Source organism: Streptomyces sp. NPDC093252 (assembly GCF_040683675.1).
GTDB lineage: Bacteria > Actinomycetota > Actinomycetes > Streptomycetales > Streptomycetaceae > Streptomyces.
This window is the reverse complement of record NZ_JBFBEM010000017.1, coordinates 179,945-199,063: the sequence shown is the minus strand read 5'-3', so window position 1 is coordinate 199,063 and position 19,119 is coordinate 179,945. Positions and strand designations below refer to the sequence as shown.

Below are 19,119 nucleotides of genomic sequence, written 5' to 3'. Positions count from 1 at the left end.
GCGCGGCTGGAGCCCCGTGCCGGGCCGCGGGAGCGGTCACGCGGTCCGGCACGGGGAGTCGGGCACGGCGTCGTGGACAGGGCCTGGGCGCGTGTTCCCGGATGGTCAGAAGGAAAGGCCCGTCCGAAAGGCGCGGGCGGTCCAGGGCCCGACGGGGGGACGAGGGGCCCTGGACCGGGTGGCGGCGCGGGCTCAGGTGCGGAGCCAGGCCGCCGTGTCCTGCGGCAGGCGGCCCTCGTCGTCCAGCGGGCCGCTGACGAGCAGGAGTTCGGTGTGCGCGGGCAGCGCGACGGGGTCGGCGCCGAGGTTGACCACGCAGTGGGCGCCGTCCGCGCGGCGGAAGTGCAGTACCCCGTCCGGGGCGTCCTGCCAGGTCAGCGGCGTCTCGCCGAACACCGGGCGGAGCCGGATCGCCTCGCGGTACAGCCGCAGCATCGACCCCGGGTCACCGTCCTGGAGATCGGCGGCGTAGGTCGCCCAGCCGGCCGGCTGGGGCAGCCAGGGCTCCTGCCGGGAGCCGAAACCGGCGTACGGCTGGTCGGCGGTCCAGGGCAGCGGGACCCGGCAGCCGTCGCGGCCGGGGTCGACGCCGCCGGAGCGGAAGTGCATCGGGTCCTCGATGCGGTCCAGCGGGATGTCCGCCTCGGGCAGGCCCAGTTCCTCGCCCTGGTAGAGGTAGACCGCGCCGGGCAGGGCCAGCGAGAGCAGGGCGGCGGCGCGGGCGCGGCGGGTGCCGAGGGCCAGGTCGGTGGGGGTGCCGAAGGTCTTGGTGGCGAAGGCGAAGGCGGTGTCCGCACGGCCGTAGCGGGTGGCGGTACGGGTGATGTCGTGGTTGCAGAGGACCCAGGTGGCGGGGGCGCCGACGGGGGCGTGTTCGGCGAGGGTCTCGTCGATGGAGGAGCGCAGCTTCGCCGGGTCCCAGGGGCAGGACAGGAAGGAGAAGTTGAACGCGGTGTGCAGTTCGTCGGGGCGGAGGTAGCGGGCGAAGCGCTCGGTGTCGGGGAGCCAGACCTCGCCGACGAAGATGCCGTCGTAGTCGTCGGCGACCTCGCGCCAGGAGCGGTAGATGTCGTGGAGTTCGTCGCGGTCGACGAACGGGTTGGGGTCCACGCCCTCGACGAAGTCGGGGAGTTCGGGATCCTTGGCGAGGAGGGCGGCGGAGTCGATGCGCACCCCGGTCACGCCCCGCTCGAACCAGAAGCGCAGTACGTCCTCGTGCTCGCGGCGGACCGCCGGGTGGTCCCAGTTGAGGTCGGGCTGTTCGGGGGTGAACAGATGCAGGTACCACTCGCCGTCGGGCAGCCGGGTCCAGACCGGTTCGGTGGAGCCGGCGAACTGGGAGGGCCAGTCGTTGGGCGGGATCTCGCCGTGCTCGCCGCGGCCGGGCCGGAAGTGGAACAGCTCGCGCTCGGGGCTGCCGGGCCCGGCGGCCAGCGCCGCCCGGAACCAGGGGTGCTGGTCGGAGACATGGTTGGGCACGATGTCCACGATGGTGCGGATGCCCAGCTCACGCGCCTCGGCGATGAGCTTCTCGGCCTCGGCGAGGGTGCCGAAGGCCGGGTCGATGGTCCGGTAGTCGGCGACGTCGTAGCCGCCGTCCTTCAGTGGTGAGAGGTACCACGGGGTGAACCAGAGGGCGTCGACGCCGAGTTCGGCGAGGTACGGCAGCCGGGCGCGGACCCCGGCGAGATCGCCGGTGCCGTCGCCGTCGCCGTCCGCGAAGCTGCGCACGTACACCTGGTAGATGACGGCGGAGCGCCACCAGTCGGAGTGTGTCCGGGCAGGGGTGGGCTGTGCCACGATGCTGGCCTTTCTGTCGGTCGTGGGGGGCGGCGGGTGTCAGCCCTTGGTGCTGCCCGCGCTGATCCCGGCGATGATGTGGCGCTGGAAGATCAGGAACATCGCGACCATCGGGATACTCGCGATCACCATGGCGGCGATCAGTACGGTGAGCTGGATGTTCTGCGAGAGCTGGACCAGTGCCACGCTGATGGGCTGCTTGCCGGTGTCGGAGAAGACCATCAGCGGCCAGAGGAAGTCCTGCCAGACGGCGACCAGGGCGAAGATCGACACGACGCCGAGCACCGGCCGGGACATGGGCAGGACGATCGACCAGAGGATGCGCAGCTTTCCGGCGCCGTCGATCTCGGCCGCCTCCAGCACATCGCGGGGGATCTGGTCGAAGAACCGTTTGAGCAGATAGAGGTTGAAGGCGTTGGCGACGGCGGGCAGCCAGATCGCCAGCGGATCGTTGAGCAGCCCGAGATCGGCGACGGTGAGGTACTTCGGTACGACGAGGGCCTGCGCCGGGACCATCAGGGTGGCCAGGATGCCGCCGAGGATGATCTTGCCGAAAACCGGCCGCAGTTTGGACAGGGCGTAGGCGGCGGCGGTGCAGAGCACGATCTGGAAGAACCAGGCGCCGGCCGCCTGCACCACCGTGTTCCACAGATGGGTGGGCAGGTCCATCAGTTCCCAGGCGTCGGTGTACCCGGTGATCTCCCAGTTCTCGGGGATCAGGGTGGGGGGCGTCCGGGCGACCTCGTCCGGTGACTTCATGGCGCCCGTCACCATCCAGTAGACGGGGAACAGGAACGCCAGCGCGAACAGCAGGACGACCCCGGTGAAGACGCCCCAGTAGACGGCCCGGCCGCGCGGGCGGGCCAGGGACGCCGGGGAGACGAGGGTACGGGTGCTCATGCGCTGTCCCCCTCCGAGCGGGTGAGCCGCAGATAGATCGCGGAGAAGGCGCCGAGGAAGAGCAGGAGCAGCACGCTCAGCGCGCAGGCGCCGCCGAAGTCGTTGTAGAGAAAGGCGTACTTGTAGATGAGATAGAGCACCGTCACTGTGGAGTTCTCGGGGCCGCCGCCGGTGATGACGAAGGGTTCGGTGAACACCTGCATGGTGGCGATGATCTGGAGCAGCATCAGCATCAGGATCACGAACCGGGTCTGCGGGATCGTGACATGGCGGACGCGCTGGAAGATGTTGGCGCCGTCGAGTTCGGCCGCCTCGTACAGCTCGCCCGGGATGGACTGGAGGGCGGCGAGATAGATCAGGACGGTGCCGCCCATGTTGGCCCAGGTGGCGACGATGACCAGGGAGACGAGGGCGGTGTCGGCGCCGTTGGACCAGTTCGAGGTCGGCAGGTGGAGAAAGCGCAGGGCCTCGTTGGCGAGGCCGGTGCCGGGGTCGTAGAACCACTTCCACAGCAGGGCGGAGACCACCGGCGGGATCATCACCGGGAGGTAGACCACGACCCGGAAGAACGATTTGGCGTGCCGGAGTTCGTTCAGCACCAGGGCGAGCACGAACGGGATGGCGAAGCCGATGAGCAGGGCGAGCACGGTGAAGGTGAAGGTGTTCTTCCAGGCCGCGGCGAACTCCGGGTCGCCCCAGACCCGGGTGAAGTTCTCCGTGCCGACCCACTCGGGCGCCGATCCGGGCGTGTACTTCTGGAAGGCGATCACGACGGCGCGGATCGCCGGCCACCAGGAGAACAGCGCGAAGCAGATCAGTCCGCCGACGAGGAAGCCGTAGGCGCGGACCTGGTCGGTGAGGCGGCGCCGCCCCCGGTCCCCTGCCGGGGGCGGCGCCTCGACCGGGCGGACCGCGACCTCGGCCGCGGTCCGCCGTTGTGCCGTCTTGGTCATCGCGGGTCAGCCCCGGGCGAGGATGTCGTCGATCTTGCCGGAGGCGTCCTTCAGCAGTCCGTCGATGTCGGCGTCCTCCTTGGTGAGGACGGCGGAGACGACACCGTCCAGGACGGAGTAGATCTGCTGGGCGCTCGGCGGCTCGATCTTCATGTCGAGGCTCTGGTTGCCGTCCAGGAAGGGCTGGTAGTTCTCCACCGGGACATTGGCGTTGGCTTCCTTGACCTGCTGGTCCTTCTCGTCGGCGGCGCCGGTGAACAGCCGGGGCTCGGGCAGCCCGACCGGGGCGTCGTTCTCCTTGGCGCGGGCGTAGTCGCCGAGGAAGCCGTCGCCGGGGGTGAGGAACATGAAGTCGAGCCACTTCAGCCCGGCCCGGATCTCCTCGGGGCTGGCCTTCTTGTTGAACATGTAGCCGTCGCCGCCGATGAGGGTGCCGTTGCCGCCGGGCATGGGCGCGATGGCCATGTCCTCGTAGGTGGCGCCCTTCTCCTTGACCAGGATCGGGATGTTGTCGGGGGCGGCGAGGTACATGCCGAGCTTGCCGGAGCCCATCATCTGCTGGACGTCGTTGATGACGAGCAACTGCTTGGTGCCCATGGACTCGTCGGCCCAGCGCATGTCGTGCAGGGTCTGGAGGACGGCCTTGCCCTCGGGGGTGTCGATGGTGGCCGTCTTGCCGTCCGCGCTGACCACGTCGCCGCCCTGGGAGTACAGCTCGGCGGTGAAGTGCCAGCCGCCCTGGTTCTGGGCGCTGTAGTCGGCGTAGCCGACGGTGCCGTCGCCGAGGTCGGCGATCTTCTTGGCGGCGGTGCGGACCTCGTCCCAGGTGGCGGGCGGCTGGTCGGGGTCGAGTCCGGCCTCCTCGAAGAGCGCCTTGTTGTAGATCAGCCCCATCGAGTAGCCGGTGCGCGGGACGCCGTAGATCTTGCCGTCGACGGTGTAGATGTCCCGGAGCTGCTGCTGGATGGTCTCGTAGCTCGCCAGTTCCTTGATGTACGGGGTGAGGTCCGCGGCCTGGTTGATGTCGACGACGTGCTTGGCGTCGGTGAAGTACGTGTAGAACACGTCCTCCATCTGGCCACCGGCGAGCTTGGCGTCGAAGGTCTTCGGGTCCTGACAGGGGAAGCCGTCGTGCGGGACGACGTCGATGTCCGGGTTGGCCTTCTCGAAGGCGGCGACATCGTCCTCGAAGAACTTGCGGTCGACCTTGGCGCTCTTGGGCGGCATGCAGTTGACCGTGATCTGGGTCTTGCCGCTCGCGGCGCCCTCCTCGTCGCCCGAACCGCACGCGGTCAGGGCGGTGAGGGACATGGCGCCGGCGGCGAGGGTGACAAAGGTGCGGCGGAACCCGGAGCTTCTCATCGGTGGACCCCTTTGGGCAGGAGCGCTGAGCCCCATCGGGCGGAGCGGGTGGGCGTCGCACACTCAAGCACCGACAGCATCGCCACGCAAGATGTCACGCAGAGATTGCAATAAATTGACAGCCAAGCCTCCGCTGGCGAAGATCAATCGCGCGGCGCTTGCGCGGTGGAACCGCGCACCACCAGCTCCGGCTCGAACAGCAGTTCCTCGGTGGGCACGGCGCTGCCGCCGATCTGCGCGTTGAGAAGCTCCACCACGGCCCGCCCCATCGACTCGATGGGCTGGCGGACGGTGGTCAGCGGGGGCTCGGTGCAGTTCATCAGCGCGGAGTCGTCGTAGCCGACCACGGAGATCCGCGTGGGCACATCGAGACCCTTGCGCCGGGCGGCCCGGACCACACCGAGGGCGAGGGGGTCGCTGGCGCAGATGAAGCCGGTCACCCCACGGTCGATGAGCTTGGCCGCGGCGGCGTGCCCGCCCTCGATGGAGAACATGGCCCGCGCCACGTGCTCGTCGGGCAGGTCACCGCCCGCCACCTCGCGGGCGGCGGCCAGCTTGCGGGCCGAGGGCACGTGGTCGCCGGGGCCCAGCACCAGGCCGATCCGCTGGTGCCCGAGAGAGGCGAGATGCCGCCACGCCTGCTGCACCGCCACGGCGTCGTCGCAGGAGACGCCGGGGAAGCCGAGATGCTCTATGGCGGCGTTGACCAGCACGACCGGGATGTTGCGGTCGGCGAGCAGCCGGTAGTGGTCGTGCGGGGCGTCCTCCTGCGCGAAGAGCCCGCCGGCGAAGACCACGCCGGAGACCTGCTGCTGGAGCAGCAGCTCCACGTAGTCCGCCTCGGAGACGCCGCCCTTGGTCTGGGTGCACAGCACCGGGGTCAGCCCGAGCTGGGCGAGGGCCCCGCCGATCACCTCCGCGAACGCGGGGAAGATCGGGTTCTGGAGTTCCGGCAGGACCAGTCCGACCAGCCGGGCGCGCTCGCCGCGCAGTTGGGTGGGGCGCTCGTAGCCGAGCACGTCGAGCGCGGACAGCACCGACTGCCGGGTGGCCTCGGAGACTCCCGGCTTGCCGTTCAGCACCCGGCTCACCGTCGCCTCGCTGACCCCGACCTTCTTCGCCACTTCAGCAAGTCGTCGCGTCATGTCCGCAAGAATAGCGCAAGGTACGCAAGCGGCTTGCGTAGCGGGAGTGGTTTTGAGGCGGGGGGTGGGGCGGGGTGCCGACGGCCGAAGACGCGCGCTTGCGCGATTGCGTAGGGCGGGGGGAGGGGGACGAGGGGGAGGGAAGGGGTGCGGGTGCGGGGACGGAGGGGCCGGGGTCGGCATCGGTCGCCGGGAACGGGAACGGGACGGCGGGAGGCGGGCCGCCGCCGGGAACGGGAACCGGACCGGGACGGTGGGAGCCGGGCGCGGCAGCGGCCGGGCAGGGGTGAGCGGACGGGGACAGCGCGCGGGAGGAGGCGGCCGGGGTTTTCGACCGAGGCGCCGTCGGCGACCTGAACGCCGACGGTGCCCGGTCAGATTTCGGGGGTGCGGACCACGCTCAGATGGCCGGCGCCGACCCGCCGCTCCCGGCGGTGGCGCCGGGGTGCGGCGGCCTGCTTGCGGGTCTCGCGCAGGACCAGGGTCAGCCGGGTGCAGCCCAGCTCCCGCAGCGCCCGGGGGGTCTCGCCGACCACCCGGCAGTCGGTGGCGCCCCAGCGGGGGTCGGGGTGGAGCAGCGGCCGGACCGCGCCGTCGTGCTCGAAGGCGTACTCCCCCATCGCCCGGATCCAGTGCGGCAGGCCCTGGCGGAAGGCCGCCTCCATGATCGGGTCCTGTGCGATGTCCCGGCGGATGGACTGGAGCTGGTGGTCATGGTTGTGGCGCTCGACCGACGACGCGAACTGGGCCAGCATCGGCAGGCACCACTGCGGCTCGTGGTCGCCGAGCACGGTGTGCGCGTCCGGGTGGAAGAGGACGAACCGCAGGAAATTGTCGTGCGGCATGGCCGTCGGATGGGGGCCGACCTCGCGGAAAAGTGTCTCGAACGCGCTGTTCGCCAGGACCACGTCCCAGCTTCGGTCCACCACGAAGGACGGGAAGGAGAGGGCGTCGAGGAGCGAGGCGTAGTCCTGGAGATACGCCTGGGCCTCACGGCTCGCGGGGAGGGACTGCGGTGCGGACCGCTGCCCACCTGCCTGGTTCGCCATCGGGAGGTCACCCCTCTTGCCTATGCGGCCTTCTCGCGGCGCATTGATCCTGCTGCCCAAAACCTTGCTGTGTCAACTATCGTGGCATTCTGCGACGGTTGACGGCTGAAATAGGCCACAGTTGTGGCGAGACCTGGATGTGAGTTCGAACGAACCGCTACGCTCCGGGAAGTTCACGGCAACCGCTTGAGAGATGGCTGTGAGAAACGTAGGAGACACGTCGGTGACGGATGGCTACGAGGTTCAGGACGCCGCCGCGTCGGCGGTGCTGTCGGCCGTCGTCGACCGCGTGACCGCGCTCACCGACCGGCTGGGCATCCCGCACGCCGAGATCTTCGACCCCGCCCGGCTCTCGGTGGCCTGCGGGGTCCCCGAGCCCGTGGTGCAGGAGCTGCTCGCCGGGCGGGCCGCCGGGGAACCCGATGTGCAGGCGCGCTTCCTCCAGCGCCTCGACCTGCTGCGCCGCACCCGCCTCAAGCCCAACGGCCGCCGCCACACCCAGCAGGAGATCGCGGACGGCGCCGGGATGTCCCGGCAGCAGGCGGGCGCCCTCATCAACGGCGACCGGCGGCCCACGATGGAGCACTGCGACGCCATCCAGCGGTTCTTCCGGGTGCACGCCGGATTCCTCACCGCCGACGACCCCGAGGCACTCGCCGACACCCTCCAGCGCACCGAGCAGGAACTGCTCCAGCGGCTCGCCGACCGGGACCGCGCGGCGGCGGCCCGGATCGCCACCGAGGACCCCCTGGAGAAGCTGCTCCAGGACCACGGCGTGCGGGGCATCGCCTGGCGTGCCGCCCAACTCCCCACCGACCAGCACCGCGACAAGGTCGCCGAGTGGCTGGACATGCTGCTGGAGAGTGTCAAACGGCCCGAGTCGTGAGCAGGTGAGAGTCGGGACCGTGGGGAGAGTCTGTGCGCATCGGTAAGGACATGCGCCGTCTGTGCGGCGCACTGATCGAGGAGTTGGCTCTCCCCGTGCCCGCCGCGCCCGCCGATCTCCACACGGCCCTGTGCGACGCGATGAGCCGCCGCCGGGGCCGCCCCGTCCTCTTCCGCACGGCGGCGTTCCCGCGCAGCGCGGCCAGCGGGCTGTGGATCGATCTGGCCGACCAGGACCTGGTGGTGGTCGAGGAACGCACCGCGCCGGACCACCAGTTGGTCATCCTGGGCCACGAACTCTGGCACATGGCCGCAGGCCACGCCGGGCACCCGCTGGAGGGTGCGGCGGTCGCCGCGCGGCTGCTGCGGGACGAGGCAGACCTCGAAGCGACGGTCCGCGCGGTCGCCGCCCGCACCCGCTTCGACCTCGCGGAGGAGAAGGACGCCGAGACCTTCGGTCTCCTCCTGGCCAGCCGCTGCCGCGCCTGGCTGGGCGGCTCCACCCCACGCGGCCGACGCGACGACCTGGCGGGGCGGATCGAGGCGTCGCTGGGGTACTTGGGGCGGGAGTAGGGCGCCCCTCCGGGGGTATGGGCTCCCTCCCGCAGGGGGCTCCAGGGGGCTCCAGGGGGCTCCAGGGGGCTCCAGGGGGCTGAGGGGGGCTGAGGGGGGCTGAGGGGGCTGAGGGGGCTGAGGGGGCTGTCCAAAGAGTCTGCCCCAAGGGCCCTTGCCGGGCTCCAGGGCTGACTTCCGGGAGCGCCTCTCGTGTGGTCCGGACGGATTGTCAGTGGCGGTTGGCAAGCTGGAGGTTGCGTCCCGGGATGTCCGGGTGCGCGGATCCGGACGAGGGAGAGCCACCCCATGGGGACCGCACTGCTGACCGATCGTGAACGCGCCGCCCTCCAGGCGTATCTGCGCCTGCTGCACACGGTCAGGGCGGCCTGCGACCTGACCGCCGGACCACCCGGGACGGGCCGACCGCCCCTGGTGCCCCCGGCCGTGCTCGCCGAGGCCGACCGGGCGCTCGCGGAGGCGGGGCTGAGCGGCAACGAGGAGGCGCTGTTCCGGATGCTGGGAAGCTGGTGCCCGCCGTCCGGGGGGCCACCGGCGTGATGCCCTCGCGGCGACGAGGGCGGCCCGCGCCGGGAGCGCCACCCGGCGCCACGCGCCACCCCGTGCCGGACCCCTCCCAGGGACCGCCCACCACAACTACAGCCGCCCCCCACCCCCACTTCCACTCAACCCACCGGCACCACAACCACCGTCACGGCCAACCCCCGCTGGATCGTCCAGCGGCCCTCGAAGTGCCCCAGGCGGTGACCGGCGACCAGTGGGCCGGGGACGAGGAGTTCGGCGCGCAGGGTGCCGGAGACCACCGCGCCGGAGGCTGCCGTGCCCGGGGCCCCCGCGTCGGGGGCTGCCCTGTCAGCGGCCACCGCGTCGGAAGTCTCCGTGTCGGGGGCGGGGGTCAGGTCGATGTCCGCTTCGGAGAAGTCGAGCCAGGCGCCCGTCAGGGGGAACCACGCCTTGTAGACGGACTCCTTCGCGCTGAACAGCAGCCGGTCCCAGTGCAGGTCGGGGCGGTGGGCGGTCAGCCTGGCCAGCCGGGCGCGCTCGGCGGGCAGGGCCACCGCCTCCAGTACGCCGTCGGGGAGCGGGCCGTGGGGTTCGGCGTCGACGCCGAGCGAGGCGAGGTCACCGGCGCGGGCGAGGGCGGCGGCGGCGTAGCCCTCGCAGTGGGTCATGCTGCCGACCAGCCCCCCGGGCCAGTTGGGTGCGCCCCGCTCGCCCGTGAGGACGGGGTGGGGCGGGACGCCGAGCCGTTCCATCGCGGCCCGCGCGCAGACCCGCACGGTGGCGAACTCGCGGCGCCGCTTGGTCACGGCCCGCTCGACGAGGGCCGCCTCCTCGGGGTAGAGGGCCGCCTCGGCGGTGTCGTCGTGGCCGAAGGTCTCCACCGCGGCCACGGACGCGGGCAGCAGTTCCTCGATCACCGGGCGGCGACCTCCTCGGTCAGGATCCGGCGCAGCCTGCCGGGGGGTTCGTCGCGCTGGCGCCACTCGCGCGGGTAGCCCACGGAGACCTCCTCGAAGCGGACACCGTCGTGGAAGGTGGTGCGCGGGATGTGCAGATGGCCGTAGACCATGGTGCGGACGCGGAAGCGGTGGTGCCAGTCGGCGGTGAGGGCGGTGCCGCACCACATGGCGAACTCGGGATGCCAGAGCACCTCGGTCGGGTGGCGGTCCAGGGGGTAGTGGTTGACGAGGACGGTGGGCAGGTCCTCGGGAAGTGCGGCGAGGCGGGCCTCGGTGTGCGCGACCCGGGCGCGGCACCATGCCTCGCGGGTGGGGTGCGGGTCGGGGTGGAGGAGGAACTCGTCGGTGCAGACGATCCCGGTGGAGTGGGCGTACTCCAGTCCCTGGTCCTTGGTGGTGCTGCCGGCGGGGAGCCAGGAGTAGTCGTAGAGGAGGAAGAGGGGGGCGACGGCGACCGGGCCCTCGGGGGTCTGCCAGAGGGGGTAGGGGTCCTCGGGGGTGACGACGCCGAGGTCGCGGCAGAGGGCGACGAGATGCTCGTAGCGCTGGACGCCGCGCAGGGTGACGGGGTCCTTGGGGTGGGTCCACAGCTCATGGTTGCCGGGGGCCCAGACGACCTTGCGGAAGCGGCCGGCGAGGGTCCGCAGGGCCCATTCGATGTCGGCGACGGTCTCGGCGACATCACCGGCCACCAGGAGCCAGTCGTCGTCCGTCACCGGGCGCATCCGCTCGACCAGGGCCCGGTTCTCCGCGTACCCGATGTGCAGATCGCTGATGGCCAGCAGTTGACCGGTGCCGGCGGCCGTGGATGTCACCCGTACCCCCCTGAATACGCCCTGAATGCGCGTGGATCATCCGAAGGTCACCACGAGAACACACTCCCCAGGTGGCGGGCAAGGGGCACCCGGGCGGGTCGCGGCCCTGGCGGACGGGTGCGTCGCGGTGGTGAACGGGAGCCTGCGTTCCGGGGGGACATCATCGGAAAATCCGTAACACGCATGTTGCACGCGGGGTTCCTTCAAACCCGTATGATCGCCCCGACACCACCCACCGCGAACCTCGGCCCCGCAGGTGGCTCGGTGCATCTCACCATTTCCCCCTGTCCGGGTACGGACGTGTCCCGTCGTGCCCGCGAACCGTGGAAGGACGGCCCTGCATGGTCTCTCGCGTACGCGTCTGGCTCAACCGCACGTACGCGGAGAACGTGTTCTTCATGGATCAGCTCCGCCGAAATCCGAGCGACCGGGCCGTCGAGATCCATGCCACCCACGGTGACCCCGACTCCCCCGTGCTGGCCGCCGCCGACACCGCCGAGCTGGAGCCGGAGGGGCTGTCCCCGGCCGGGTATGTGGAGTACGCGCTCGACCAGTGCAGGCGCCGGGGCATCGATGTGTTCGTGCCCCGGCTGAACCAGTCGGCGATCGTGGCGCACCGCGCCGAGTTCGCGGCGGCCGGGACCGCGCTGCTGGCGCCGCCGCCGGAGGCCGTCGCGGTGTTCCGGGACAAGGTGATCGCCTACGAGGCCGTGCAGGCGATCGGGGTGCCGGTGCCGCCGTGGTGGCGGGTGCGCGGCGCGGACGAACTCCTCGCCGCCGTCGAGGAGTTGGAGGCGGGCGGGCACAAGGCGTGCTTCAAGCCGGCGTCCGGCGCGGGCGGGGTCGGGTTCCGGATGATCACCCGGGCGCCGTTCTCCCTGCTGCATCTCAACGGCTTCCCGACCCCGTACGTGCAGCTCGATCTGGTGCTGGAGGCGCTGCGGGCGGCCGAGGAGCCGGTGGACTGGCTGGTGATGCCCCGGCTGGAGCAGCCGGAGGTGTCGGTGGACTGTCTGACCGGGCCGGACAACCGGGTGCGGCTGGCGGTGGGCCGGACCAAGAACGGGCGGCGGCGCGGGTTCACCCTGAGCGAGGAGTGGGTGGGTCCGGCGCGGCTGACCGCGGAGGGCTTCGGGCTGCATTATCTGTCGAACATCCAGTTCCGGATGTTCGGTGACCGTCCGGTGCTGATGGATGTCAACGCACGTCCGGCGGGCGGGCTGCACCAGCTCTCGCTGTGCGGGATCAACGCGCCCTGGGCGGCGGTGCAGTTGGCGCTCGGCGAGGATCCCGGGGAGATCACGCCGCCGTTCCTCGGGCAGGACTACACCGTGGTCTCGGGGCCGCGTCCGCTGCTGGATTCCGTACCGGCGCAGCGTGCGGAGGAACCGGAGCCGGTGCGGGCCGCGCCGCCCGCGCCCCGGTCGGCGCACCCGGTGCAGACAGCGGCCGAGGTGCTGCCGCTCCAGCCCTTGACACCGTAATTGGTCCATACCAACTTGGGTGGCGCACCACTCGTACTCCCGAACACCCCACACCATCCCAGGGAGATCGCGTGCGCAACCTACCTCTCAGACGTGCCCGCAGACGTCTGCTCGCCCTGTTCGGGGCCGCCGCCCTGGCCCTCGCCGGGGCGGTCGCCCTGCCCGGTACGGCCCATGCGGCCAATGTGCTGACCAACCCGGGGTTCGAGTCCGGCGCGCTCGCGCCCTGGACCTGCTCCGGGAACCTCGGGTCGGTCGTCTCCACCCCCGTGCACGGCGGCTCGCGCGCGCTCCAGGGCGCGGCGAGCACGAGTGACAACGCCCGGTGCAGCCAGACCGTCGCCGTCCAGCCGTCCACCACCTACGCCCTGACGGGCTGGGTCCGCGGGTCGTACGTCTATCTCGGTGTCGACGGCGGCGGTTCGGCCTGGACGACCTCGCCGTCCGGGTACGCCCAGCTCAGCGTCTCGTTCACCACCGGCGCCACCCAGACCAGCGCCACGGTCTATGTGCACGGCTGGTACGGGCAGGGCACCTACCAGGCCGACGACATCAGCCTGGACGGACCGGGCGGCGGCAACGACACCCAGGCGCCGACCGTCCCCGGCAGCCTGCGTGCCACCGCCCAGACCGCGACCAGCGTCAGCCTCGCCTGGAACGCCTCCACCGACAATGTGGGGGTCACCGCGTACGACATCTCCAGCGCGGCCGGTCCGGTGCTCAGCGTGTCCGGGACCACGGCCACGGTGACCGGGCTCGCGCCCAGTACGACGTACACCTTCACGGTCCGGGCCCGGGACCTCGCGGGGAACACGTCGGGGGCGTCCAACGCGCTGTCCGTGACCACCGGGCCGGGCAACCCCGACCCCGGGTTCAAGCAGGCCGCGCCCTATCTGTACCTCGGCTGGGGTGACCCGCCGAGCGCGCCGACGGTGATGAGCGCGACCGGGATCAAGTGGTTCACGATGGCGTTCATCCTCTCCTCCGGCGGCTGCAACCCGGCGTGGGACGGCAGCCGGCCGCTGACCGGCGGCAACGACCAGGCGGTCATCAACTCCATCCGGGCGGCCGGCGGGGACATCGTCCCGTCGATCGGCGGCTGGAGCGGCAACAAGCTCGGCCCGAACTGCGCCACCGCCGAGGCCCTCGCGGGCGCCTATCAGCGGGTCATCGACGCGTACGCCCTCAAGGCGATCGACGTCGACATCGAGAACACCGACGAGTTCGAGAACGCGGTCGTCCAGGACCGGATCCTGAACGCGCTGCGGATCGTCAAGGCCAACAACCCCGGGCTGCGGACCATCATCACCTTCGGGACGACGACCACCGGGCCCACCTCCTGGGGCAACCGGCTGATCGAGCAGGCGCGGGCGCTGAACGCCAATATCGACGTCTTCACCATCATGCCGTTCGACTTCGGCGGCGGCGCCGACATGTACGGCAACACGGTGAACGCGTCGGAAGGGCTCAAGAACAAGCTGAAGTCGGTCTTCGGCTGGGACGACGCCACCGCCTACGCCCATATGGGCATCTCCGGCATGAACGGGCTCAGCGACCAGCAGGAGCTGACCTCGGTGCAGACCTGGACGCAGATCCGTGACTGGGCCAACGCCCGGCATCTGGCACGGCTCGCCTTCTGGTCCGTCAACCGCGACCGGCCCTGCCCGGGTGGCGGGGTGACCAGCAACTGCTCGGGCATCGCCCAGAACAACTGGCAGTTCACTTCGGTCACGGCCGGGTTCACGGGGTAGCGGGGGTGCGCGCGGCGCCGGTCGGGGCGACTTCGCCTCGCCGGTGCTGGCGCGACTTCACGGTACGCACACACAGACCGCGTGGGGGTGCCCGGTGTCCTCGTACCCACGCCCCTGGTCCGACCGACCGGACCTAACCCGGGTACCCCCACGTCCTCGCCAGCTCGGTCAGCCGGGGCGGGAGGTCGAGGCCGGGCGTGGCGGGGCGGGCGGACTGGATGCGGCCGGACTTGATGGTGCTGCTCCAGTCGCCGAGCTGGGGCCGGAAGACTCCGTGGTCCTGGCGTCCGTAGTCCAGCATCGAGGGCTCCCAGTCGACGCCGAGATGGGCGCACAGGTCGCGGGTGGCGGCCTCGGGTTCGGCGGTGAGGTGCTCGTAGCGGATGACATGGGCCCGCGGGAGTGCGGTGCGGGCCTCTTCGAGTTTCTCGCTGTAGCCGAGCACCTCCGCGCGGATCCGGTCGGGGTCGGGGTCGGTGCGGCGGCTGGTGAGGGAGGTGATCACCGCGCCGGGGTGGCGCAGCAGCAGGATGTAGCGGGCGTCGGGCCAACATCGGTGCAGCCGGGGCCAGATGAGGGTGTTGGCGGGGGTCTTGTCGACGATGACCTCCTTGCCGCTGCGGTGCAGTTCCAGATGCAGGACGCGGTCCCACAGGACGTGCTCCAGTTCCTGCCTGTCCAGCGCCAGTTCCTTCATGGCGGCGGCGGTGAAGTCCCGGCCGAGCCGGACGCCGAGGGTGCGCAGATGCATCTCGTGCGGGGCGCGGATCCGGCTGTGGCTGTTGAGCAGCACCCGGAGCAGGGTGGAGCCGGAGCGGACCGAGGAGAGTATGAAGACCGGGGAGTCCACCAGGCGCGGGGCGAGCGGGGCGACGTAGCCGCCGTCGCGGGCCGGGGTGGTGGGACCGTCCCCGCGCGGGGCCGGGAGCGCGGTCGGCCGGCCGCGGGGCGGGCCGACCGCCTCGGCGAGCAGCCGGCCGCGCCTCCTGAGCCCCTTGCCGATCGCGGCCATACGCGGATCCCGCACGGTGCACCTCTTCTCACTGGACTGTCCGTCTGGGTGCTCCGCATCTCAGGGGCGGCAGGCGAACGCCAGATGTCCGCGAGACGACCGGTCCGTGTCATCGCCGCTCGGTCATCGGGCTTGATCAGCGCCTTCGCCCGTTCCTTAATTCTTGATGGGAATGGGCGCGACCATTCTTGATGGGAAGGGGCGCGACCGCACCCGGGGTCAGGTGAGGTACGCCAGGCCCGGATGGACGGCCCGGTACCCGTCGACCAGCCGTCGGGCCACCTCGACCGAGTCGACCAGCGGGTGCAGGGCGAACGCCTTCACGGCCGTCGCCCGGGAGCCGGAGGCCGCCGCCGCCAGCACCTCCCGTTCGACCGCCTTCACCGCGCACACCAGCCCGGTCGCGTGCAGCGGCAGCGGATCGACGGCGACCGGGTGCGCGCCGTTCGCGTCCACCAGACACGGCACCTCGATGACCGCTTCGGCATCCAGGGCCGCCAGGGTGGTGCGGTTGCGGACGTTGAGGATCAGGGTGGCGCGCTCGTCCCGGGCGATGGCCCGCATCAGGGCCAGGGCGACCTGCTCGTACCCGCCCGACAGGTCCTCGGGCTCGCGCTCACCGGCTCCGGCGCTCTCCCGGTTCTCCGCCATGTAGGTGGCCTCGCGCTCGGCGCGGGTGCGGTGCCAGGCGGCGAGGGCGGGGGCGGCGGGGTCGCCCAGTTCGGCGTAGAACCCCGCCTGCTGGTCGCGGAGGAAGGCGCCGCGGGTCCGCTCGGCCGCCCGGTAGGCGGCCACGGTCTCGCGGTTGAAGTAGTAGTAGTGGAGATACTCGTTGGGGACCGCGCCGAGCGAGCGGAGCCAGTCGGGGCCGAAGAGGCGGCCCTCCTCGAACGAGCCGAGCAGCGCGCGGTCGGCCAGCAGCCGCGGCAGTTCGTCCCGCCCGGCGACGCGCAGGCCGCGCACCCAGCCGAGATGGTTGAGGCCGACGTAGTCGATCCAGGCCGCGGCCGGGTCCGTGACGCCCAGCACCCGGGCGATGCGGCGGCCGAGGCCGACCGGTGAGTCGCAGATGCCGATGACCCGGTCGCCGAGGTGGCGGGACATGGCCTCGGTGACCAGTCCGGCCGGGTTGGTGAAGTTGATGACCCAGGCGTCGGGGGCGAGCCGGGCGACCCGGCGGGCGATGTCCATGGCCACCGGTACGGTCCGCAGCCCGTAGGCGATCCCGCCCGCGCCGACGGTCTCCTGACCGAGGACCCCCTCGGCGAGCGCCACCCGCTCGTCCTGCGCCCGGCCCTCCAGACCGCCGACGCGGATCGCGGAGAACACGAAGTCGGCACCGCGCAGGGCCTCGTCCAGGTCGGTGGTCGCGGTGACGGCCGGGGCGCCGGGGACGCCCTCGGCCTGCTCGGCGAGGACCCGGGTGACGGCGGAGAGCCGGCCGGCGTCCGGATCGTGCAGCACGACCTCGCCGACCCGCCCCTCGCCCCGGTCGCCGAGCAGCGCCCCGTACACCAGCGGTACGCGGAACCCGCCGCCACCCAGAATCGTCAGCCTCACGCTGTCTTCTCCGTCTCTCCGGTCCGTCGCTCCTGTGACGGGCGATGGATCAAGGGGTACCACGGGGATGGCTGCCAGGGGGGAGGGTGGCTCCCGGGCGGGAGCAGGGTGGCTCCCGGGTGGGAGGGTGGTGGCTCCCCGGTACGGGGGTGGTGGCTCTCAGGTGGGAGGCCCGGATATCCCTCTTGTCGGTGAGGACCGGTGGGAGGGGCGCGGCCGATACTGGATTGCCCCGGTCCCGTCCCGAGGAGCCGCCCATGTCCGTCGTCGTCCCGTCCTGGATCGCCCCCGTCGTCACCCGGCTGCGCACCACGCATCCGTATGTGGTGGACGCGGCGCTCGCGGCGCTGGTGCTGTTCGCGACCACCCTCCAGTGGATCTTTCCCGGCGAGAAGTCCGAGCATCTGACCTGGCAGGGGTTCGCGCTGGGAGCGGCCACCGCAGTGCCGCTGGTGTGGCGGCGGCGGGCGCCGTTCCTGACGGCCTGCGCGGTGTCGGTGGTGACCCCGGCGATGGCGATCCATCACGCGCCGCCGCCGGACGTGGTGTACGGCGGGGCCGTGGCGCTGTACACGGTGGCCGCGCTCTGCCCGCCCGTGCAGCGGCGGATCCTGCTGGTGGGCTGGCTGCTCGGGGTGGCGGCCACGATGAACCACTTCGAGGTGCCGAAGCCCTATGAGTACGCGTTCCATCTGATGACCGTGGTGTGCGCGTACGCGCTGGGCATGCTGGCCCGGCTCCAGCGGGCGTACACGGCCCAACTGGAGGACCGGGCGCTGCGGCTGGAGCGGGAGCGGACCGCCGACACCCAGCGGGCCCGCGCCCAGGAGCGGTCCCGGATCGCCCGGGACATGCACGATGTGCTGGCGCACGCGGTGAGTCTGATGGTGGTCCAGGCGGAGGCCGGGCCGGTGGTGGTGCGCCGGGATCCGGAGCGGGCGGAGGCCGCGTTCGACGCCATCGCGGCCAGCGGGCGGGACGCCATGGGGCAGTTGCGGCGGATCCTGGGGGTGCTGGCGGAGGAGCGGGCCGCGGGGGTGGGGGCGGAGCGGCTGCCGCAGCCGGGGGTGGTGACCCTGCCGGAACTGGTGCGTCAGGTACGGGAGTCCACCGGGCTGCGGGTGGAGATGCGCACGTCGGGCGAGCCGCGGGCGCTGCCGCCGGACACCGATGTGGCCGCGTTCCGGGTGGTGCAGGAGGCCCTCACCAACACGGTCAAACACGCGTACGCTTCGTCCGCCACGGTCGCGCTGGACTGGACGGAGGACGCCTTGACCCTGACGGTGACGGACGACGGACGGGGCCCTGCGGGGCTCTCCGGCGGGCAGGGCGGGCAGTACGTACAGGGCGGGCAAGGCGGGCAGGGCGGTGTGGTCCGGCCCGGCGGGCAGGGCGGACAGGTCCGGCCGGGTGGACCGGGCAGACAGGTCCGGCCGGGCGGTGAGGTCCGGCCGGGTGGACCGGGGGTAGCCGGCCCGGCCGGGAGACCGGGGGGTGAACCCGGTGGCGGTCAGGGGCTGATCGGCATCCGGGAGCGGGCCTCGGCCTGCGGCGGGACCGCCGAGAGCGGGCTCGGACCGCGCGGCGGGTTCCGGGTGCTGGTGCGGCTGCCGGTGGCCGCCGCCGAGCGGGAGGCGGCCGTCGGGTGAGCGTACGGGTGGTCGTGGCCGACGATCAGGAACTGGTCCGCAGCGGCTTCAGCATGATCCTGGAGGCGCAGCCGGACATCGAGGTGGTGGCGGAGGCCGGGGACGGCGCCGAGGCGGTGGCGGCGGTGCGCGCCCACGCGCCCGATGTGCTGCTGCTGGACATCCGGATGCCGGTGATGGACGGCCTGGAGGCGGCGCGCCGGGTGTGCGCGGGGTCCGGCTGCAAGGTGGTGATGCTGACCACGTTCGATCTGGACGAGTATGTGTACGAGGCGCTGTACGCGGGGGCGAGCGGCTTTCTGCTGAAGGACGTCCGCCGGGACGATCTGGTGCACGCGGTGCGGGTGGTGGCGGCGGGTGATTCGCTGCTGGCCCCGGCGGTGACCCGGCGGCTGGTCGCGGACATCGTGCGGCGCCGCCGTGCGGAGGCGGCGGCCGAGGCCACCCCGCGGCGGCTGGACGTGCTCACCGCGCGCGAGGTGGAGACCCTGCGGCTGCTGGCCCGGGGGCTGTCCAACGCCGAGATCGCCACGACGCTGTTCGTGAGCGAGCACACGGTGAAGACCCATGTCAGCAATGTGCTGAGCAAGCTGGGTCTGCGGGACCGGGTGCAGGCGGTGATCTGCGCCTACGAGACGGGGTTGGTGGCGCCGGGGGGCGCCGGGTAGGCCCCGGGCCCTGGGGCGCGGGGCCCTGGGGTGCCAGGACCCTGGATCGG

The 19,119-nt window shown here is 71.9% G+C and carries 17 protein-coding genes; 7 read left to right on the top strand and 10 right to left on the bottom strand.

Features of this window, described 5'->3' with window-relative positions; translation table 11 throughout:
- Window positions 1-192 precede the first annotated feature (192 nt).
- The 6 genes from AB0O01_RS31350 to AB0O01_RS31325 form a co-directional block, all read right to left on the bottom strand.
- Complete coding sequence (locus AB0O01_RS31350) at window positions 193-1,800, bottom strand: glycoside hydrolase family 13 protein (protein WP_365318656.1); 1,608 nt, start codon at window positions 1,798-1,800, stop codon at window positions 193-195.
- 39 nt (window positions 1,801-1,839) lie between these two features.
- Entirely contained in the window at window positions 1,840-2,700 is an 861-nt protein-coding gene (locus tag AB0O01_RS31345; RefSeq protein WP_365318654.1) for a carbohydrate ABC transporter permease, read from the bottom strand.
- Entirely contained in the window at window positions 2,697-3,653 is a 957-nt protein-coding gene (locus AB0O01_RS31340; protein WP_365318652.1) for a sugar ABC transporter permease, read from the bottom strand. The genes AB0O01_RS31345 and AB0O01_RS31340 overlap by 4 nt, the downstream gene beginning before the upstream one ends.
- A gap of 6 nt (window positions 3,654-3,659) precedes the next feature.
- The gene (locus AB0O01_RS31335) at window positions 3,660-5,015 is read right to left on the bottom strand and encodes a sugar ABC transporter substrate-binding protein (protein ID WP_365318651.1); all 1,356 of its coding nucleotides are present in this window, start codon (window positions 5,013-5,015) and stop codon (window positions 3,660-3,662) included.
- Window positions 5,016-5,158: 143 nt separating this feature from the next.
- Window positions 5,159-6,160: a LacI family DNA-binding transcriptional regulator gene (locus tag AB0O01_RS31330; RefSeq protein ID WP_365318650.1), complete on the bottom strand. Its 1,002-nt coding sequence runs from the start codon at window positions 6,158-6,160 to the stop codon at window positions 5,159-5,161.
- A gap of 374 nt (window positions 6,161-6,534) precedes the next feature.
- Window positions 6,535-7,209, bottom strand: coding sequence for a hypothetical protein (locus AB0O01_RS31325; protein WP_365318648.1), 675 nt, complete (start codon window positions 7,207-7,209; stop codon window positions 6,535-6,537).
- Between the two features lie 223 nt (window positions 7,210-7,432).
- Here AB0O01_RS31325 and AB0O01_RS31320 point away from each other — a divergent pair, with 223 nt between their 5' ends.
- From AB0O01_RS31320 to AB0O01_RS31310, 3 genes are all read left to right on the top strand, one after another.
- Window positions 7,433-8,095, top strand: coding sequence for a helix-turn-helix transcriptional regulator (locus AB0O01_RS31320; protein ID WP_365318646.1), 663 nt, complete (start codon window positions 7,433-7,435; stop codon window positions 8,093-8,095).
- 50 nt (window positions 8,096-8,145) lie between these two features.
- Window positions 8,146-8,667, top strand: coding sequence for a toxin-antitoxin system, toxin component (locus AB0O01_RS31315; protein ID WP_365318697.1), 522 nt, complete (start codon window positions 8,146-8,148; stop codon window positions 8,665-8,667).
- 288 nt (window positions 8,668-8,955) lie between these two features.
- The gene (locus AB0O01_RS31310; protein WP_365318644.1) at window positions 8,956-9,207 is read left to right on the top strand and encodes a hypothetical protein; all 252 of its coding nucleotides are present in this window, start codon (window positions 8,956-8,958) and stop codon (window positions 9,205-9,207) included.
- A 125-nt stretch (window positions 9,208-9,332) separates the two neighbouring features.
- Here the strand turns inward: AB0O01_RS31310 and AB0O01_RS31305 are convergent, their stop codons facing one another.
- Entirely contained in the window at window positions 9,333-10,088 is a 756-nt protein-coding gene (locus AB0O01_RS31305) for a 4'-phosphopantetheinyl transferase superfamily protein (RefSeq protein ID WP_365318642.1), read from the bottom strand.
- Complete coding sequence (locus tag AB0O01_RS31300) at window positions 10,085-10,945, bottom strand: metallophosphoesterase (RefSeq protein WP_365318640.1); 861 nt, start codon at window positions 10,943-10,945, stop codon at window positions 10,085-10,087. The genes AB0O01_RS31305 and AB0O01_RS31300 overlap by 4 nt, the downstream gene beginning before the upstream one ends.
- Before the next feature lie 341 nt (window positions 10,946-11,286).
- Between AB0O01_RS31300 and AB0O01_RS31295 the strand changes: the two genes are divergently transcribed.
- On the top strand, window positions 11,287-12,429 hold the full coding sequence (locus tag AB0O01_RS31295) for an ATP-grasp domain-containing protein (protein WP_365318638.1): 1,143 nt from the start codon (window positions 11,287-11,289) through the stop codon (window positions 12,427-12,429).
- Between the two features lie 71 nt (window positions 12,430-12,500).
- Window positions 12,501-14,180, top strand: coding sequence for a carbohydrate binding domain-containing protein (locus AB0O01_RS31290; RefSeq protein WP_365318636.1), 1,680 nt, complete (start codon window positions 12,501-12,503; stop codon window positions 14,178-14,180).
- A gap of 133 nt (window positions 14,181-14,313) precedes the next feature.
- Here AB0O01_RS31290 and AB0O01_RS31285 read toward each other — a convergent pair whose 3' ends face one another.
- Window positions 14,314-15,207 (bottom strand): sulfotransferase, encoded by an 894-nt coding sequence (locus tag AB0O01_RS31285; protein WP_365318634.1) that lies wholly within the window; start codon window positions 15,205-15,207, stop codon window positions 14,314-14,316.
- Between the two features lie 204 nt (window positions 15,208-15,411).
- Window positions 15,412-16,752 (bottom strand): 6-phospho-beta-glucosidase, encoded by a 1,341-nt coding sequence (locus AB0O01_RS31280; RefSeq protein WP_365318632.1) that lies wholly within the window; start codon window positions 16,750-16,752, stop codon window positions 15,412-15,414.
- A gap of 257 nt (window positions 16,753-17,009) precedes the next feature.
- Between AB0O01_RS31280 and AB0O01_RS31275 the strand changes: the two genes are divergently transcribed.
- Window positions 17,010-18,401, top strand: a complete 1,392-nt coding sequence (locus AB0O01_RS31275; protein ID WP_365318630.1) for a histidine kinase — start codon at window positions 17,010-17,012, stop codon at window positions 18,399-18,401.
- Entirely contained in the window at window positions 18,398-19,069 is a 672-nt protein-coding gene (locus AB0O01_RS31270; RefSeq protein ID WP_365318629.1) for a response regulator transcription factor, read from the top strand. Before AB0O01_RS31275 ends, AB0O01_RS31270 begins: the two co-directional genes overlap by 4 nt.
- Window positions 19,070-19,119: the final 50 nt, after the last annotated feature.

What these genes read in the sequence shown, in the direction of transcription:
- AB0O01_RS31345 (WP_365318654.1), bottom strand. Translation starts at nt 2,700, where the DNA reads ATGAGCACCCGTACCCTCGTCTCCCCGGCGTCCCTGGCCCGCCCGCGC.
- AB0O01_RS31340 (WP_365318652.1), bottom strand. Translation starts at nt 3,653, where the DNA reads ATGACCAAGACGGCACAACGGCGGACCGCGGCCGAGGTCGCGGTCCGC.
- AB0O01_RS31335 (WP_365318651.1), bottom strand. Translation starts at nt 5,015, where the DNA reads ATGAGAAGCTCCGGGTTCCGCCGCACCTTTGTCACCCTCGCCGCCGGC.
- AB0O01_RS31330 (WP_365318650.1), bottom strand. Translation starts at nt 6,160, where the DNA reads ATGACGCGACGACTTGCTGAAGTGGCGAAGAAGGTCGGGGTCAGCGAG.
- AB0O01_RS31325 (WP_365318648.1), bottom strand. Translation starts at nt 7,209, where the DNA reads ATGGCGAACCAGGCAGGTGGGCAGCGGTCCGCACCGCAGTCCCTCCCC.
- AB0O01_RS31315 (WP_365318697.1), top strand. Translation starts at nt 8,146, where the DNA reads ATGCGCCGTCTGTGCGGCGCACTGATCGAGGAGTTGGCTCTCCCCGTG.
- AB0O01_RS31310 (WP_365318644.1), top strand. Translation starts at nt 8,956, where the DNA reads ATGGGGACCGCACTGCTGACCGATCGTGAACGCGCCGCCCTCCAGGCG.
- AB0O01_RS31295 (WP_365318638.1), top strand. Translation starts at nt 11,287, where the DNA reads ATGGTCTCTCGCGTACGCGTCTGGCTCAACCGCACGTACGCGGAGAAC.
- AB0O01_RS31275 (WP_365318630.1), top strand. Translation starts at nt 17,010, where the DNA reads ATGTCCGTCGTCGTCCCGTCCTGGATCGCCCCCGTCGTCACCCGGCTG.